The 17,664-nt window shown below is 74.2% G+C and carries 11 protein-coding genes; 6 read left to right on the forward strand and 5 right to left on the reverse strand.

The genetic code is table 11. From position 1 onward, the window contains the following. Positions 1-18: 18 nt before the first annotated feature. Complete coding sequence (gene pspM / locus ACQVFL_RS07550) at positions 19-801, forward strand: phage shock envelope stress response protein PspM (RefSeq protein WP_396691643.1); 783 nt, start codon at positions 19-21, stop codon at positions 799-801. 169 nt (positions 802-970) lie between these two features. On the opposite strand, the gene ACQVFL_RS07555 is transcribed toward pspM, so the two are convergent. Together ACQVFL_RS07555 and ACQVFL_RS07560 are read right to left on the reverse strand one after the other, a co-directional pair. Beyond that, a complete protein-coding gene (locus tag ACQVFL_RS07555) occupies positions 971-4,747 on the reverse strand; it encodes a hypothetical protein (protein ID WP_431729025.1) in 3,777 nt (1,258 codons plus the stop codon). A gap of 245 nt (positions 4,748-4,992) precedes the next feature. Beyond that, complete coding sequence (locus ACQVFL_RS07560; RefSeq protein WP_396691641.1) at positions 4,993-5,808, reverse strand: zinc finger domain-containing protein; 816 nt, start codon at positions 5,806-5,808, stop codon at positions 4,993-4,995. Positions 5,809-5,919: 111 nt separating this feature from the next. On the opposite strand from ACQVFL_RS07560, the gene ACQVFL_RS07565 reads away from it, so the two are divergent. Next, positions 5,920-7,137 (forward strand): hypothetical protein, encoded by a 1,218-nt coding sequence (locus tag ACQVFL_RS07565; RefSeq protein ID WP_431729026.1) that lies wholly within the window; start codon positions 5,920-5,922, stop codon positions 7,135-7,137. Between the two features lie 52 nt (positions 7,138-7,189). On the opposite strand, the gene ACQVFL_RS07570 is transcribed toward ACQVFL_RS07565, so the two are convergent. Both ACQVFL_RS07570 and ACQVFL_RS07575 read right to left on the reverse strand, forming a co-directional pair. Then, positions 7,190-7,432, reverse strand: coding sequence for a CPCC family cysteine-rich protein (locus ACQVFL_RS07570; protein ID WP_396691639.1), 243 nt, complete (start codon positions 7,430-7,432; stop codon positions 7,190-7,192). Positions 7,433-7,456: 24 nt separating this feature from the next. Continuing rightward, a complete protein-coding gene (locus tag ACQVFL_RS07575; protein WP_431729790.1) occupies positions 7,457-8,290 on the reverse strand; it encodes an SAM hydrolase/SAM-dependent halogenase family protein in 834 nt (277 codons plus the stop codon). Positions 8,291-8,404: 114 nt separating this feature from the next. Between ACQVFL_RS07575 and ACQVFL_RS07580 the strand changes: the two genes are divergently transcribed. Beyond that, the gene (locus ACQVFL_RS07580) at positions 8,405-8,965 is read left to right on the forward strand and encodes a hypothetical protein (protein ID WP_396691638.1); all 561 of its coding nucleotides are present in this window, start codon (positions 8,405-8,407) and stop codon (positions 8,963-8,965) included. A gap of 62 nt (positions 8,966-9,027) precedes the next feature. Here the strand turns inward: ACQVFL_RS07580 and ACQVFL_RS07585 are convergent, their stop codons facing one another. Beyond that, a complete protein-coding gene (locus ACQVFL_RS07585; RefSeq protein WP_431729027.1) occupies positions 9,028-13,611 on the reverse strand; it encodes an ATP-dependent helicase in 4,584 nt (1,527 codons plus the stop codon). Positions 13,612-13,790: 179 nt separating this feature from the next. Between ACQVFL_RS07585 and ACQVFL_RS07590 the strand changes: the two genes are divergently transcribed. The 3 genes from ACQVFL_RS07590 (at position 13,791) to ACQVFL_RS07600 (ending at position 17,663) form a co-directional block, all read left to right on the forward strand. Further along, the gene (locus ACQVFL_RS07590) at positions 13,791-14,129 is read left to right on the forward strand and encodes a hypothetical protein (protein ID WP_431729028.1); all 339 of its coding nucleotides are present in this window, start codon (positions 13,791-13,793) and stop codon (positions 14,127-14,129) included. Between the two features lie 229 nt (positions 14,130-14,358). Continuing rightward, a complete protein-coding gene (locus tag ACQVFL_RS07595) occupies positions 14,359-17,196 on the forward strand; it encodes a Na+/H+ antiporter subunit A (RefSeq protein WP_431729029.1) in 2,838 nt (945 codons plus the stop codon). Beyond that, positions 17,193-17,663 (forward strand): Na(+)/H(+) antiporter subunit C, encoded by a 471-nt coding sequence (locus ACQVFL_RS07600; RefSeq protein ID WP_431729030.1) that lies wholly within the window; start codon positions 17,193-17,195, stop codon positions 17,661-17,663. Before ACQVFL_RS07595 ends, ACQVFL_RS07600 begins: the two co-directional genes overlap by 4 nt. Position 17,664 lies beyond the last annotated feature (1 nt).

A 17,664-nucleotide genomic window follows, 5' to 3' on the forward strand; every position in this document is an offset into this window, starting at 1 on the left:
GGCGTCAAGGAGGCGACGGTGGCAGCAGACGAGCGCACCCGCTACTTCCGCCGGCTGGGCAAGCTCCGTCGCTCCGCCCGCCGGTGGAGCGTACTGGCCGGCGGGCTCGGCGGTGCCACCGTCATCCTGACCCCGTACGCCGGAATCGGCCTCGCCGACGCCGTCTGGGCCGCCGCGGCCGGCGCCTCCACCGCGCTGGCCGCCTGGCGCTGGGTGGACCTGCGGGCGCTGTCGGCCCAGCCCGCCCCGCCCGCTCTCGATCCCGCTCAGGCCGCCGCCCGCAGCCGTGCCCGCCTGGTCGCCGCCGTGGAGCGGCTACCGGTCGGTGCCGGGGTGGTGGCCGAGGTGCGCCGGGTCCGCTCCCGTGGCGCCCTGCGCGGCACCAGCGCGGCCCAGCCGTGGGAACGACTGGACCGGGCGGCGTCGACCCTGGCGTCCATGGGCGGTCGGCTGACCGGCTTCGCCGAACCCGCCGTCGCCGAGGCCGCCGTGGCCGAGCAGTCACTGCGCGAGCTGGCCAACCGGGTGGCGAGCGTGGAACGCGCGGTACACCTCGCGCCCCCGGACGCCCGTCCCGCACTGACCGAGGCGCACGAGGCGCTCACCGGGCAGTTGGACGCCGGTGTGGGGGCGTACGAGCGACTGGTCGTGGCGGCGGCCGGCTACCTGGCCGAGGAGTACCGCCCCGACAGTGAGCACCCTTCCGCAGCCCGTCTGACGGAGGCCACGGACATGCTGCACGGCTTCGCGTCGGCGCTGTCGGAGCTACGGGCCGTCGGTCGCCCCGCCACCACCTCCTGACCGCCGGACTCCCGTCGTCCCCACCGGCCGCCGTCTCCCTCGACGCGTCGATCATGGAGTTGAGGTCGTGGTTACGCGATGATGTGCACCTTTTGTCGCTGCCACAACTCCATGATCGACGGGGCGGGAGGGGCATGCGGGGGTGGTGGGGTGGGCGGGGGTGGCGGGTTTACTTTGGGGTGGTCACTGGGATGGGGCCGGTGTACGGGGACGCGGCCACCACGTTGAACGAGCGGATCCGGTAGTGATAGGTGACGCCACGGGCCAGGCCGGTATTGGTGAAGCCGCGTCCGGTGACGGTGAACGTGGCCAGTTCCCGGGTGAACGCGGCGTCCAGGGCCCGTTCCACAGTGAAACCGGCTCCCGGGCCGGTGGGGGTGCTCGCCGCCCAGCCGAGTACGACCGTCGCGGTGTCCGGGTCGGGTGTGCTGGTGGCGACGCTGACCGCGGTGGGTACGCCGGGCACCGGCGGGGTGATCACGGTGGCCACCGTGGACCAGGGCGAGGCGACGCCCAGGTAGGTGGTGCGTACCCGGTAGTAGTAAGTGGTGTCGGGGGCGAGCGCGGTGTCCAGGTGGTGGTCGCCGACGCCGATGGCGGTGGTGCCGGGGCCGCTGGTGAAGGTGGGGTTGGTGGCCCGCTGCACGTCGATGCCGGTGGCGAAGGAGCGGTTGGCCCAGCGCAGCGCGGCCCGCAGCGGGGCGGCCGGTGGGATGGTGGCGGTCAGGCCGGTGGGGGCGGTGAGCTGCACCGCGGCCGGGACGCTGTTCGACCAGGCGGAGCAGCTCACCGTGTTCTCCGCGCGGAGGCGGTAGTGGTACGTCACGCCGGGGGTGATGGTGGCGTCGGTGTAGCGGGTGGCGCTGCCGGCCACGGTGATCTCGGTGAGGCCGCCGGTGAAGGTGGAGTCGGTGGCCCGCTGTAGCAGGTGGCTGGTGGCGGCGGGCTGACCGCCGTTGCCGGTCCAGGTCAGGTTGATCGCCGGTAGGGCGGTGGCCGAGCCGGGGGCCGGAGTGGCGTTCAGGCCGGTGGGGGAGCGGGGTGCGACGCGGACCACCAGCGGGCGGCTCATCCCCTGGTCACGCAGGCCCGCCGCGGCGCTGCCCCAGCGGTACTCCCAGCCCAGGTTGACCAGGCGGTTGACCACCGAGGCGGGACGTCCGTCGAGCGGGCTGATCTCGGTGGAGCCGGTGGGTACGCCGGCCGGTCGGGTCGGGTCGAGCAGCCGGATGCTGTCACCGAGCTTGAACGGCAGCGGCGGGGCCTCGGGGCGCAGCGCGATCAGCACGTCCTCGCCCGGGTCGACGCGGACGACCTGCTTCCAGCCGAGTTCGCCGGGGTGTGGTGGCCGGATCCGGCCGTCCCGGCCGACCCGGCTGACCACCTGCACGTCGAGGCCGTCGAAGCGGACCGGGTGGGTGTGTCGGCCGGTGCCGCGTACCCGCCAGAGCTGGGTGCCGTCACCGGGTGCGCCGACGGGTACGGCCGGGTCGCTGACGTGCAGGGTCTCGGTGGCCGGGTCGGCGGGGCCGAGCGGCAGGGTGGGTTCGTCGAGCGGTCCGGCGTGTGGGTGGCCGACGCCGAGGCGGCCGGTGGCGCGGCCGTACTCGGGCTCGAAGACCTGCCGGACGGCCTTGATCGCAAACGGCAGCGTCACCGGTGCGGCGCCGCCGGTCGGCGTGAACGTGACGGCGGCGGCGTGCACCGGGATCCGGGTCGGCGCGGAGACCGTGCCGAAGCAGGCGTCGTAGGCGGGTTGCGGCACGATCGGCGGACGCTGGCCGGCGGCGTACGCGCCGGGCAGCCGCTCGCGCAGCCGGTCCAGGTCGTACGGGGAGGCGGGGGTGCCGGAGACCCGGAACTGCATCAGGGTGCGCGTGTTCGGGCCGTACCCGGGGCGGGTCGGTGGCGCGCCGCCCTCGGCGCTGCGATCCGGGCCGCCGGTGTGGTGGTCGTGTCGGGGGTCGAGCGCGGGCAGCGGGGCCGGGGCGTCGTTGTAGAGGATCAGCGTGCTGCCCGGCGCGACGGTGGCGAAGTCCACCAGCACGTCGGCGCGTTCGCCGGGCGCCAGCAGCAGGGCGTGCCCGTCGACGTTGAGCACGGTCGCCTCGCGCCGGTCGTACCGGAATCCGATCGGCCGGTTCGGGATCACCACCGGCTCGGGCAGCAGGCCGCCCTCGTTGCCGATCCGGATGAGTTCCGGTCCGGTGGCGGCCGGGTCCGGTACGCCTCCGGGGCGCCCGTCGGTCGGCCAGCCCGTCGGTCGGTCGGGTGCCCGGATCGCGTCGACCATCGGCACCTCGCCCGCGTCGGCGTCGGACAGCCGGCCCTCCGGCGTCCACATCGGCGCGTCCGAGGCGGCCCGGTAGAGCTGGAGGTTCAACCACCGGTCGGCGCAGGCGTTCAGGATCCGCCACCGGTAGACCTTCGGCTCCACCTCCAGGTACGGGTACGCGGCACCGTTGACCAGCACGGTGTCCCCGTAGGCGGCGGGCACCGCGCTCGGGTGCGGCACGCCCGGTGCCTCCGGCGGCTCGTCCGGGTCGGTGACCGGGTCGTGGTGCGGGTTGGGCACGGTGGCGGCGGTGACCTCCGGTCCGGCCGACGCGGCGGTACGCGACCACGGGCCGTAGTCCCAGCGGCCGGTCGGGTTGACGCCCTCCGGGCGGTGCGGGTCCTGTTGCGGCTGGTAGACGTGCGGGTGCCAGAGGCTGCCGCGCGTCCCCCACCGACTGCGATCCCAGGTCGGGTCCTGGGTGGCGAGCTGCGCGTCGTCCGGCACGAAGGTCTTGTCCTCGAAGACCAGCGGGAGTTGGTCGCACGGCAGCACCCCGTCGTCGACCAGCCGCTCCTGTGCCTCGTCGGTGAGCAGACAGAGCGCGACCTGTCCGGAGTAGACGGTCAGCCGGGACAGTCCGGCGGTGTTGTCGTGGAACCAGAGCAGTCGTCCGCTCTGCTCGTTCGGGAAGTACAGCGTGGTGGCGCCCTGGCCCGGGGGTGGCATGTCGGGGACGTGCGCCAGCCCGACACCGGTCGGGTACGGGGTGATCTCCCCGGCCGGAGTGATCCACTGCCACGGGTTGCCGGCGCTGGCCCAACCGGTCGACGCGCCGCTGAGGTGCAGCACCGCCCGGTTCTGTGGGTACGGTGCCGGTCCGCCGAGCGGCCCGGTCCCGGCCCCCGGCACGGTCGGGTCGACGGGCAGGAAGAGGTCGCCGGCCGGTCCGGCGGGAAGCTGGTTGATGAACTTGATCCGTACGGGTCGGCCGCGCCGGGCCAGCACCACCGGCCCGAGGTGCCAGGGCTGCCGGGGCGGTGCCACGGTGTTGTGTCCGTCGACGTCGGTGCCGAGGTTCAGTTGCCGGTAGCCGCGCATCCGGGTGGCCGGCAGGTCGCTGTGCAGGCGTTGGGTGTACTCGGCGAGACCGATCTCGTAGTAGTCGCAGCCGGGGTAGCTGATGGTGTCCGGCACGGCGACCGGCAGGTGCGCGCCGAGCGGCGTTCGCCCCAGCGGGCCGAGACCGGGCAGCGGGTCGACGAACTTGCGGATGCCGGTGCCGCCCACCACCGTCCCGTCGGAGTCGACCACCGGCAGCGGGCTGTACGCGTGATTCGGCACCGTGCCGAACAGCCGGGGCACCGCCGCCGGGTCCAGACTGGCCGGTGTCGACGGTCGTCCGGCGGGCGCGCTCCGGGTCGGCGGGGGCGGTGCCTGGGCGGGCGGCGCACCCTGCGGTGCCTGCGCGGGCGGCGCGCCGTGCGACACCGGGGCGGGCGGCGCGTCCTGCCGCATCTGGGCCGGCGGCGCGTCGTGGGGTGCCTGGACGGGGCCGGGGTCCGCGTGGTCCGGGTCGGTGCGGGCTTCGGGGACGGCCCCCGGGCTCGACTCGCCGTCGCGGGTGGCGCGATCCCGCCAGGTCGACCGGAATCTGCGGAACACGGCCATGGCTCTCCCCGGGGTCGGGGCGCGGCGGCCACCACTGCGATGTGGCGTGCGCAGCGCACGACTTTGACTTTCCGTGAGCGCTCAATCGCAGCATGCGATGGCCGGGGGGTGGTTAGGAAGTACCCAATCGTCCCTATCTGGTGACCGCCCGGCGTGTCGGCGCCGCCACTCCGAACCGGCCCGCCACCTGCGCAGACTCCCGTGGAACTTGCGTCCGAGTCGGCGGAACTTCCACGTCGGCCGGCTCAGGCGGCGGGCTGGCAGGCCGGGCACCAGTAGGTGACCCGTTCGCCCAGTTCCTCCTTGCGGATCGCGGTGCCGCAGCGGCGACACGGCTGCGCCCGACGCCCGTACACGTAGCTGGTCTGGCCCCGACGTAGCGAGCCGGTGCTGCTCTGCGTCCACCGTCCCCGGTTCGCGGCCAGCAGGTCCTGCGCTAACCGGACCAGGCCGTCGAGGTCGGGTACCTCCCGGACCGGGGTGCGCGGATGCACCCCGCGCAGGAACAGCACCTCGCACTTGTAGAGGTTGCCGATCCCGGCCAGGTTGCGCTGGTCGAGCAGCGCGACACCGATGGCGGTGTCCGGATGCGCGGCGAGCCGGCGGACCGCCTCCACCGGATCCCAGTCGGTGCCGAGCAGGTCGGGGCCGAGGTGGCCGACCAGGCGGTCCTCGTCGGCGGTGGGCACCAGCGCCACGTCGTGCAGGTGGTAGCCGACGGCGGTCGCGGCGGCGGCTCGCAGCACCACCCGGATCAGGTGCGCCGGGCGGGCGGTCCAGCGTTCCCCGGGGGCGTACGTCCGCCAGGTGCCGTCCATCCGCAGGTGCGAGTGCAGCGTCCAGTGCACCGGGCCGGTGGCGGTGGGAGTGCCGGTGTCGGTCGGGGCGGTCAGGCGGAGCAGCAGGTGCTTACCCCGGCTGGCGCACTCGTGTACCGCCCAGTCGGTCAGGTCGGTGGTGGCCAGCCGGGGCACCCGGAAGTCGCTGCCGGTCAGCCGGGCGCCGGCCAGGGCGCGGTCCAGGACGCGGGCGGTGTTCCAGACGGTGTCACCTTCGGGCACGCCACCATTCTCCCTCACCCGAACCGAATTCGCATGTATCGCTATTTGTATGTCACTTCGGTTCGATCTTCATATATGAGCATTATCGGGGAGATCTGAGGAGGAAAACGAATGAATCGCATTCGTCTATCACGGTCGACGACCGCGTCGGCCGCCGTCCTGACCGCCGTCCTGGCCGTCACCCTGGCGCCGCCTACGCCCGCCTCGGCCGCTCGCGCCGACACCTGGAACGCCAGCCTGTCCACCGTCGACGCCGACGACGTCAACGTCCGGCACACCCGGTCCGGGCTGCGGCTGGCCGACGCCCGTCCGCCCGGCGTACCGGCCCGCCGCAGCGCTGTCGCCGAGGGGATGCTGGTGGCCGCGCCGCGTACGTTGACCAGCCCGGCCACCCGGGTGCGGGCCGAGGTGACGGCCACCGCCCGGGCCGGTGCCACCGCGAGCGTCCAGGTGCGCGGCTGGCACGGCAGCGGCTGGACGGAATGGCGCGACGCCGTCCCGGCGGTGGTCTTCGACCGGCCGATCGGGCGGGTGCAGACCCGGGTGGTGCTCACCGGAGGCCCGGCCGGTGCCACCGCCGAGGTCCGCGCCGTCCGGTTCACCGCCGACACCGGCGGGGTGGCCGTCGCCGCCGCCACGCCCGGCCGCGTCTACCGGGTCTTCACCACCCGGATCGGCCTGGTCGGCGAGGTGACCGCCAACGGGCACACCGTCGCGCCCCGTGACCATTTCGTGGCGCTCCCGTCGCGGCGGAGCCTCTCCCCGCGCAACAGCGGTGACTACACCGTCCGGGTCTGCACCACCAGCGGCACCCGCTGCACGTACGCGCCGGTATGGGACGTCGGACCGTGGAACACCCGGGACGACTACTGGAACCCCAGCGCCGTCCGGGAGAACTGGAAGGATCTGCCGCAGGGCCGTCCGCAGGCGCAGGCCGCCTACCAGAACGGCTACAACGGCGGGCGGGACCAGTTCGGCCGTACGGTGCTGAACCCGGCCGGGATCGACCTCGCCGACGGGACGTTCTGGGACGGGCTGCAACTGACCACCAACACCTGGGTCGACGTGGCCTACCTGTGGACCGGCACCGGCAGCCGGGCCGTGATCGGCGACGGGCCGCTGAACATCCGTGCCGGAGCCGGCACCGGCTACGCCAGCCGGGGCCTGGCCGCCCGCTACTCCCACGTGCCGGTCGAGTGCTACGTGACCGGGCAGACGGTGACCGGGCCGTACCGCACCACCAACCGATGGAACCGTCTCGCCAGCGGGCAGTTCGTCAGCCACGCGTACGTCTCGGCGGTCTGGGGCCCCACGGTGCCGCGCTGCTGAACACCGCGCGCGGAGCCGGGCCGGTGTCCTCCCACGCCGGCCCGGCCTGGGCTCAGGGCACCTCGTCCGGGCGAGGTGCCCGGACCGCGTCCTGGTAGCGGGGGTGGCAGGCGCCGTACACGGCGAAGTTCAGCCGGGCGTGCGACAGGCTCAGATCCCCGTTCGGGCCACCACGGACCACGTCCGCGTCGGCGTCGCCCTGACCGTCGTCGGTCCAGAAACAGACCGGACAGGTGCCGCCGCCGGTCCGGTACGCGCAGCAGGGGCAGGCGGCGGGAACCCAGCGATCGTTCACCGGAACAGCTTTCCACAGTAGACGTTACGGGTGTGTGGCGCGGGGCACCTCGTCGGCGCGTTCCGCCCACACCCGCAGCAGCCTACCCGGTGCCACCCCGAGCAGGTCCACAGCGCGTCCACCGTTCACCGACAGCGCCACCAGACCCGCCGAGTCGGCGTGCACCACCAGGCCGCCGACCGGCGCGTCACCGAACGTCCGCCCGTGCACGGCAGCCCACAGCGAGTCGGTGTCCGGCGGCCGTACCCGCAACCGGGCCGGAAGCGGGGCGAGCAGCTCGGCTGCGGCGGCCACCTGCACGTTGCCGAAGTGGTCCACGGTCAGCACCTCGGCGACGAAGCCGTCCGGTGTGGACTCGACCACCGGGGTCGGCAGGCGTACCAGCGTCGCCGGATCGACCGCCGGACCGGCCTGCGCCATCGGCGCTCCCGTGGCCAGCCGGGCCGCGACCGGCGCGAACACGTCCCGGCCGTGGAACGTGGCGGAGACCCGGGCGGCCCACCACGCCGGATCGGTCAGCTCCACCGCCGCGCGCACCCCGCCCAACGCGTCTGCCGCGTCGCACAAGAGTCCGTTGTCCGGCCCCACCAGCAGGCCCCCGGGAGTGGCCAGCGCGATACCCCGTCGGGCCGTGCCCACACCCGGGTCGACCACCGCCAGGTGCACCCCGCCGTCCGGCAGGTACGGCACCGTCTGGGCGAGCACCGTCGCGCCGCGCCGGACGTCGCCCGGCGGCACCAGATGCGTCACGTCGATCACCCGCACCGCCGGGGCGAGCCGTGCGATCACCCCGTGGCAGGCCGCCACGAATCCGTCGGTCAGGCCGTAGTCGGTGGTGAACGAGACGACCCGATCCACGCTGCTGGTCACGGCACCGCATCGTACGGTCCGCCGCGGGTGCCGGATAGGTGACAGGCCGCCTGACCGACCGGCCACTGCACAGCGCGCCGCCCGCCCGGCAGACTGCTCGGAGTGAGCCACCGGATCTTGCCAGCCCTCGTCCTCGTCGCGGTCACCGCCGCCCTCACCGCCTGCGGTGGTGGCGAGAAGGAACAGTCGTCCGCCGGCGACCCGACGAGCGCACCGCCCCCGGCCAGCGCACCGGCCACCGCACCGGCCCCGTCACAGACCCCGTCGAGCGCGCCGCCCGCCGCCGAGCCGACCGTGACCGGCAGCACCGAACGCCGCCCACCCAGCCCGCCCCCGGTGAAGCTGCCGCCCCGCAAGACCGGCGAGCCCAGCGCACGCGAGGTCGTCGCCGCGTTCCGGGCCGCCGGCCTCAAGGCGGGCAAGTCCAAGGACCGTTCCGTGGACTGCGGGCCGGACGGACTCGGGCTGGGCTGCTCGGAGATCGTGGTGACCGACGGGGTGGCCGTCTACGTCTTCCCCGACGAGGTCAGCGCCAGCGACATGGCCGAGGTGTGGGCCGGTGCCTCGTTCCGCTCCGGCACCGTCGTGCTCAACTACCTGGAGGCCAGGACGCCCCGCGCCGACCGCCCCGGCTACGAGAAGGCGCTCACCGACCTCGACTGATCCGAGCACCGATCGCGCGGACGTGGCGGCGATCGTGCACGCCGGGACCGGGCGCTCCGGCGTCAGGCGCGCAGCCGCAGACCGCGCGGGGTGGTGCGGAAACCGGCGGCGGTGAGGGCGTCCCGCAGCGGTGACGAGCGGACGGCCGCACCGTCGGCGCGTTCCACCGACATCGGGCCGAGCGCACCGGAGTGGACCGCGTCGGCCAGCGCCTTGCCGGCGGTGGTCAACGCGTCGGCGTCGTCGGTGAAACTGAGGATCGTCCGGCCGCCGCGCTCGACGTAGAGCACCAGGTCACCGGCGACCACCACGACCAGGGCTCCGGCCTTGCGTCCGGCCCGATGGCCGGTGGGTGCCGGGGTGGTGGCGTCACCGGAGTCGACCACCCGCTCCGGCCAGGGCAGCGCCGCCCCGTACGGGTTGGCCGGGTCGGTGGCGGCCAGCACCACCGCCGGGGCGCCCCGGGCCGCCCGCCCGCCGTCGAGCGGCTCGGCCAGGGCCCGGATCCGGTCCACCGCGCCGGGCACCGCGAACTGCGCCGCGCCCAGCCCGTCCACGAAGTACCCCCGCCGGGCCGCGCCGCGCTCCTCCATCGCCGCCAGCACCGGATACACCGCCGCGAACCCACCCGGCACCTGCTCGGCGACGACCGCGCCCCGGGTGACGACGCCGTGTCGCTCCAGCAGCACGTCGGCCAGGGCGGCGGCCCGGCGGGTCGGATCGGTGTCCCGCTCCGGCAGCCGGGACCAGCGCCCCGCCACCGTCGGCGGGCCACCCCGGGCCGGCAGGGCCACCCGGCCCGGACGCCGGTAGCGGCCCCGCGCGGCGGTCGGCCGGGACCGGTGCGCGCCACCGCCGCCGAGCAGCGCCCGCAGCGGTGCCAGCGTGTCGTTGGTGAGACGACCCGACCACACCAGGTCCCAGATCACCGCCGTCAGCTCGGCGTCGTCGGTGGACCCGACCCGATCGGCCAGCGGACGGAAGAACATCGCCTGGCCGTCGCCGAGCGCGCCCAGCACCGCGTCGTGCAGGGGCGTACGCGCCGACGTGTCATCCGTCGGCGGCAGTAGCAGCGCGGCGGTGTCCGCGTACGCCAGGCCGACCCAACCGTCACCGCTGGAGATCGCGCCCGCCCCGGCCCACAGCACCTCGCCGCTGGCGCACAACTCGTCGAGTTGGGCGGGGGAGTAGTCGGCCACCCGGGCCGGCAACACCAGCCGTTCCAGGGCCGAGGCGGGCACCGACACGCCCTGCAACTGCTCCACGGCCGCGGCCACCGCCTCGACTCCGCGCGCCGACGAGCCGACCTGCTGCCAGCGGGGCAGGAAGGTGGCCAGCGCCCGGGGCGGCACCGGCTCGATCTCGCGGCGCAGCGCGGCGAGGGACCGGCGGCGCACCATGCGCAGCACCTCCGCGTCGCACCACTGGGTGCCGACCGACTCCGGGGTGAACTCGCCGGAGACCACCCGGCCGGTGGCCCCCAGCCGACGCAACGCCTGCTCCATCACGAACACGCCCAGCCCGAACCGCGCCGCGCAGGTGCTCGCCGCGAACGGCGCGTGCGTGCGGGCGTAGCGGGCCACCAGGTCGCCGAGCGGATCGGTGACCGGTTCGAGGTACGCCTCGGCGACACCCACCGGCAGCGCCACGCCCAACGCGTCCCGCAGCCGACCGGCGTCCTCCACCCCGACCCAGCGGTCCTGCCCGGCGATCCGGACCCGCAGCACCCGCCGGGCGGCGGCCAGCTCGGTCAACCAGTCCACCGGCACGCCGCGTGCCGCCAGCTCGTCGTCGCTCAGGTCGCCGACCTGGCGCAGCAGCTCGACCACGTCCTCGGCGTCGCGGGGACGACGCTGCGGGGTGAGCCAGCGCAACTGCCGCTCGGTCTCGGCGAGCACCTCCGCGTCGAGCAACTCACGCAGGTCGACCCGACCGAGCAACTCGCCGAGCAGGGCCGAGTCCAGCGCCAGCGCCGCCGCCCGGCGCTCCGCCAGCGGCGAGTCGCCCTCGTAGAGGAAGGCGCCGACGTACCCGAAAAGCAGTGAGCGGGCGAACGGCGACGGGCGCGGCGTCTCCACCTCGACCAGCCGGACCCGGCGACCGGCCAGGTCCCGCATCACCTGGGCCAGCGCGGGCAGGTCGAAGACGTCCTGGAGGCACTCCCGGGCGGCCTCCAGGGTGACCGGGAAGTCGGCGTACTCGCGGGCGACGTCGAGGAGTTGGGCGGCGCGTTGCCGCTGCTGCCAGAGCGGCTGGCGGCGACGGGGGTCGCGGCGGGGCAACAGCAACGACCGCGCGGCGCACTCCCGGAACCGGGCCGCGAACAGCGCCGAGGTGCCGACCGACTCCTCCACGAGCTGGACGATCTCCTCGGGGTCGAAGGCCACCACGTCGGCGCCGGGCGGCGTGTCGGCGGTGTCCGGCAGGCGCACCACGATGCCGTCGTCGGCGGGCAGCACCTGGGCGTCCACGCCGTACCGCTCGGCCAGTCGTCGGCCGACGGCCAGTGCCCAGGGCGCGTTCACCCGCGCGCCGAGCACGCTGTGCACGGCCAGTCGCCAGTCGCCCAGCTCGTCGCGGAACCGCTCGACCACCACCGTCCGGTCGTCGGGCAGCGCGCGGGTGGCGGCCTGCTGCTCGCGCAGGTAGGCCATCAGGTTGCCGGCGGCACAGTCGTCCAGGCCGGTGGCGCGCAGCGCGGCGGTCGCCTCGTCGTCGCCCTGGCGCAGCAGGCCGCGTACCCGGGCGCCGATGGCCCGGCCGAGTTCGACCGGGCGGCCCGGCTGGTCGCCCTTCCAGAACGGCATCTTGGCCGCCTGCCCGGGCGCGGGGGAGACCAGCACCCGGTCCGGCGTGATCTCCTCGATCCGCCAGGACGAGGAGCCCAGCAGGAAGACGTCGCCCACCCGGGACTCGTAGACCATCTCCTCGTCCAGCTCGCCGACCCGGGCGGCGCGTTCGGCGCCGGCCAGGAAGACGCCGAACAGGCCCCGGTCGGGGATGGTGCCGCCGCTGGTCACCGCGAGCCGTTGGGCGCCCGGCCGACCGGTCAGCAGGTCGGTGGCGCGGTCCCAGACCAGACGGGGACGCAGCTCGGCGAAGGCGGTCGACGGATAGCGGCCGGAGAGCATGTCGAGGACGGCGTGCAGCGCGGAGTCGGGCAGTTCGGCGAAGGGCGCGGCCCGGCGCACCACCGTCGCCAGGTCGGCCACCGGCCACTCGTCCAGCGCCACCATCGCGACGATCTGTTGGGCGAGCACGTCGAGCGGGTTGCGCGGATGGTGCAGCTCCTCGATCGCCGCGTCGCCCATCCGCTCGGCGACCACGGCGCAGGAGAGCAGGTCGCCCCGGTGCTTGGGCAGCACCACGCCACGGGACACCGCGCCGACCTGGTGCCCGGCCCGGCCGACGCGTTGCAGGCCGGCGGCCACGCTGGGCGGCGCCTCGATCTGGACCACCAGGTCGACCGCGCCCATGTCGATGCCGAGTTCGAGGCTGGAGGTGGCGACCACGGCCGGGAGCTGACCGGCCTTGAGTGACTCCTCGATGTGCCGGCGCTCCTCCCGGGAGACGCTGCCGTGGTGCGCGCGGGCGATCACCGGTGGGACTCCCGCCACCGCCCCGGCCTGGGCCATCATCTCCGCCGGTGTCCGGACCGGCCGCCCGGTCGGCGGTGTCGCTCCGTCGGAGGTCTCCTCGGCGCCCTCCTCGACGGCGAGTTCGTTGAGGCGGGCGCAGAGCCGCTCGGCGCTGCGCCGGGAGTTGGTGAAGACGATGGTCGAGCGATGGGCCCGGATCAACGAGTAGACGCGTTCCTCGACGGCGGGCCAGATCGACGCCGACCGGGGGCCGGCGAGGTCGTCCGCCGGCTGCTCCTGCTCGTCGAGGCGGGTCATGTCCTCGACCGGGACCTGGACGCTGACCTCGATCGTCTTGGCGCCGGCCGGGGCCACCACGTCGACCGGGCGGGCGCCGCCGAGGAACCGGGCGCACTCGTCGACCGGCCGGACGGTGGCGGAGAGCCCGATCCGCTGCGCCGGAGCGGGCAGCAGCTCGTCGAGACGCTCCAGGGAGAGCGCCAGGTGGGCGCCGCGTTTGGTGCCGGCGACCGCGTGCACCTCGTCGACGATCACCGTCTCGACGCCCCGCAGTGCGTCCCGCGCGGCGGAGGTGAGCAGCAGGAACAGCGACTCCGGAGTGGTGATCAGGATGTCCGGTGGGGTCCGGGCGAAGGCCCGCCGCTCGTCGGCCGGGGTGTCGCCGGTCCGCATGCCGACGGTGATCTCCGGCGGAGGGAGCGCCAGCCGGGTGGCGGCCTGCCGGATGCCGGCCAGGGGCGCGCGCAGGTTCCGTTCGACGTCGACCGCGAGCGCCTTGAGCGGGCTGACGTAGAGCACCCGGCACCGGTGTCGGGGGTCGTCCGGGGCCGACTCGCGGGCCAGCCGGTCCAGCGACCAGAGGAAGGCGGCGAGGGTCTTGCCGGAACCGGTCGGCGCCACCACCAGGGCGTGCCGCCCGGCCGCGACCGCCGTCCAGGCACCGGACTGCGCCGCCGTGGGCGCGGCGAAGGCCGCCCCGAACCACTCCCGGGTCGCCGGACCGAAGCGGGAGAGCACCCCGGTCGACCCGCCGCTGGAATCCGCCACGACCCCATACTGCCCCCGGGGACCGACATCCTCCCCAGACGGCGACGGAGAGGTATGTCTGTTTAAGGCGTTGCAGGCGTCATGCCCGTAGAATCCGTTAAGTCTTACTTAACTGCTTGCTTGCATCCTGCAACATAAAGTAACTTCACTCGCGGTGTAGCGCGCGGTGAGGAGGTCGGATGGACGTCGAGGAGCGGAGTCCAGGGTCCGGCACCGACGTCCTGGTGCGCAAGGTCGACAGTCATGTCGCCACTCTCCGCACCGGCCTGCACGGCCCCGATCTGGAGTTGGCCGAGCGCCTCGCCGGCTGCCTGCGGGAGTTGATCGCCTCGACGGCCCAGGCCAGTGCCGCCGACCGGGCGCGGGTACGCGTCGCCGTGCACTACTTCGTACTCCGACGGGAGAGCCGCGGTCGACTACTCTCCGTCCGCTCCCTCGCCGCTGCGCAGCGACTCGTCAACAAGGCGGCGCGGCAACTCGGCCGTCCGGACCTGATGGTCGAGACCCGCGCCGGGTAGGACGGGAACACCCTCGCGGTCTGCGGTGCCGGCAGCGGCCCCGCCGCGCCCGAGCGTCACCGGATCCCATTCGGTCGACCGGGCCTGTCGTACCCCCTCGCGCCAGACGAAGGTGAATATGGGCTTTTTTCGGCAAAACCGCCTAGTACGCCCCGGAGATGTCGTCTGATCGCAGGTAGGCGCCGCGCACGCGGAACGGGCGCCGCTGCCACCTCGACCGGGAGCGCGCGTGCTCGTACTGCTGATCCTGCACCTCGTGGCGGCGCTGGCGGCACCGCTGCTGGTCCGTCGGTGGGGTGCGCGCGCCTGCTACCCGCTGGCGCTGGCGCCGGCCGCCGCGCTCGGCTGGGCGGTGTACCGGACCCGCGACGTGGTCGACGGCGGCGCGGTGGTCGAGACGTACCCGTGGATCCCGAAGCTCGGGCTCGACCTGGCCTTCCGGACGACCACCCTGTCCTGGGTGATGACGCTGCTGATCGGCGGCGTCGGCGCCCTGGTGCTGGTCTACAGCGCGCGGTACTTCCCGCCGCCGGCCGTCGGCACGGCCCAGTTCGCCGGGGTGATGGTCGGCTTCGCCGGAGCCATGCTCGGCCTGGTCTTCGCCGACGACCTGCTGCTGCTCTACGTCTGCTGGGAACTCACCACGGTCTTCTCCTACCTGCTCATCGGGCACAGCGCCGAGCGGCGTTCCGCCCGCTGGGCCGCCGCCCAGGCGTTGACCGTGACCACCTTCGGCGGCCTGGCCATGCTGGTCGGGTTCATCATGCTCGGCCACCACGCCGGCACCTACCGCCTGTCGGAACTGTCGCAACACCCGCTGCCCGGCGGGGCGTACCTGATCGTGGCGGTGGTGCTGATCCTGCTCGGGGCGCTGTCCAAGTCGGCCCTGCTGCCGTTCACCTCGTGGCTGCCGGTGGCGATGGCGGCGCCGACGCCGGTCAGCGCGTACCTGCACGCGGCGGCGATGGTGAAGGCCGGCGTCTACCTGCTCGGTCTGCTCGCCCCGCTGCTGGCGCAGGTGGGCCCGTGGCGGCCGGTGGTGCTGGTCGCCGGGCTGGCCACCATGGTGCTGGGCGGCTGGTCCGCGCTGCGGCAGAACGACCTGAAACTGCTGCTGGCGTACGGCACGCTCAGCCAACTCGGCCTGGTGGCGGTGGCGGTCGGGGTGGGCACCCCGGACGCCGCGCTGGCCGGCGTGGCGATGCTGGCGGCACACGCCCTGTTCAAGGCGGCGCTGTTCCTCGTCGTCGGCATCATCGATCACGGCGCGCACACCCGCGACCTGCGCAAGCTGTCCGGTCTGGGGCGGCGAGCCCCGTTGCTGGCGGTGGTGGCCGGGCTGGCCGCCGCCTCCATGGCCGGGGTGCCGCCACTGTTCGGTTTCGTCGCCAAGGAGGCGGTCTTCGCCGCCTTCACCGATCGGCCGGTGGCGCTGGCCGTACTGGTGGTCGGCACCGTGCTCACGGTCGCCTACAGCATCCGGTTCCTCTGGGGCGCGTTCGGCACCCGTCCCGGGCCGGCCCCGACCGAGTGGGCCCGGATCCCGGCGGCGATGCTGTGGCCCCCGGCCGTGCTCGCCGGGGCGGGGCTCGTCGCCGGGCCGGCGGCCGGCGCGCTCGACCACCTGATCCGCCCGTACGCGCGCCTCCTCGGACCGGTGCACGCGCACCTGACGCTCTGGCCCGGTGTCAACCTCGCGCTCGGCCTCTCCGCGCTGACCCTCACCGGTGGCGCGGCGCTGTTCGTGCTGCGCGGTCCACTGGCCCCGGTGCTGGCCCGGCTGCGCTCCCCGACCACCGGCCAGCAGGGCTACGAGTGGCTCATCCACCGCTTCGACCGCACCGCCGTGGACGTCACCAGCGTCACCCAGCGGGGTTCGCTGCCGCAGTACCTCGGTCTGATCCTGATCGTGCTGTCCGCCGTGCCGGGCGGGGTGCTGCTGGTCGTCCGGCCGTGGGAACAGTCCCTGAAGCTGTGGGGCTCACCCGCGCAACCGGTGGTGCTGCTGGTGATCGCGATGGCGGCGCTGCTCGCCGTCGGGGCCCGCCGTCGGCTCACCGCGATGCTGCTGGTCGGAGTGACCGGCTACGGCACCGCGATGTTCTTCGTGCTGCACGGCGCGCCCGACCTGGCGCTCACCCAGTTCCTGGTGGAGACCGTGACCATCGCGGTCTTCGTGCTGGTGCTGCGTCGCCTGCCGGAGCGGTTCTCGGTCCGCCCGCTGCGCCGCAGTCGCTGGATCCGCCGCTCCATCGGGCTCCTGGTCGGCCTCACCGTGGCCGGGCTCGCGCTGACCGCCACGGCGGCCCGGCACACCCGCACCATCTCCGAGGACTTCCCCCGGCTCGCCGTCGAGCAGGGGTACGGCCGCAACGTGGTCAACGTGACGCTCGTCGACATCCGGGCCTGGGACACGTTGGGCGAGTTGGCGGTGCTGGTGGCCGCGGCGACCGGGGTGGCGAGCCTGATCTTCCAGCAGTCCCGCACCGGTCCCCGTCCCCGGCGACTGGACGCCGACCGGGGGGAGAGCCTGGCCGGGCGACCGGTGTGGCTGCGCGGCGGCGCCACGCTGATCGAACGCAACCGCTCGATCGTGCTGGAGGTGGTCACCCGGCTGATCTTCCACACCGCCGTGCTCTTCTCGTTCTACCTGCTGTTCTCCGGTCACAACGCGCCCGGCGGCGGCTTCGCCGGTGGCCTGGTGGCCAGCCTGGCGCTGACCATGCGCTACCTCGCGGGCGGCCGGTACGAGTTGGCCGAGGCCGCTCCGGTCTCCGCGGGCACCGTGCTCGGCGCCGGGCTGGGCTTGGCGGTCTGCGGCGCGGTGACCTCCCTGCTGGCCGGTGGCGCCGTGCTGCAGAGTGCGCGGATCGACCTCTGGTTGCCGGTGATCGGCGACTTCTACCTGATCACCTCGCTCTTCTTCGACGTCGGCGTCTATCTGGTGGTGATCGGGTTGGCGTTGGACGTGCTGCGCAGTCTCGGCGCCGAGGTGGACCGGCACATCGAGGCGGCCGGTGGACCCGAGGGCGGGCTGGCCGTCGAGCGTCGGGGCGGCACCCGATGAGCGCCGGGGCGAACCTGGTCTCGTTCGTGGCGATCGGGGTGCTGGTCGGCTGCGGGGTGACCCTGCTGCTGGAACGCAGCCTGAGCCGGATCCTGCTCGGCATCATCCTGATCGGCAACGGCGTCAACCTGCTGATCATCTTCGGCGGCCGGTCCGGGCGGGCCCCGGTCGTCGGGGTCACCGAGCCGGATCGGATGAGCGACGCCCTGCCCCAGGCCATGGTGCTCACCGCCATCGTCATCACGTTCGGGTTCACCGCCTTCCTGCTCGCCATCAGCTACCGGAGCTGGTATCTGACCGGCGACGACGAGGTGCCCGACGACCTGGAGGACCAGCAGATCGTGCGCCGGGCGGCGCGCCGGGAGGTCTCCACCGCAGACCTCGGCGGGGAGCCGCCGGAGACCGACCCCGAGCAGGTCGACGCGCCCGCGCCGTGGCAGCCCCGCCGCGAGGGAGGTCCGGGATGAG

Source organism: Verrucosispora sp. TAA-831, from assembly GCF_050780145.1.
In the GTDB taxonomy this organism is placed as follows: Bacteria; Actinomycetota; Actinomycetes; order Mycobacteriales; family Micromonosporaceae; genus Micromonospora.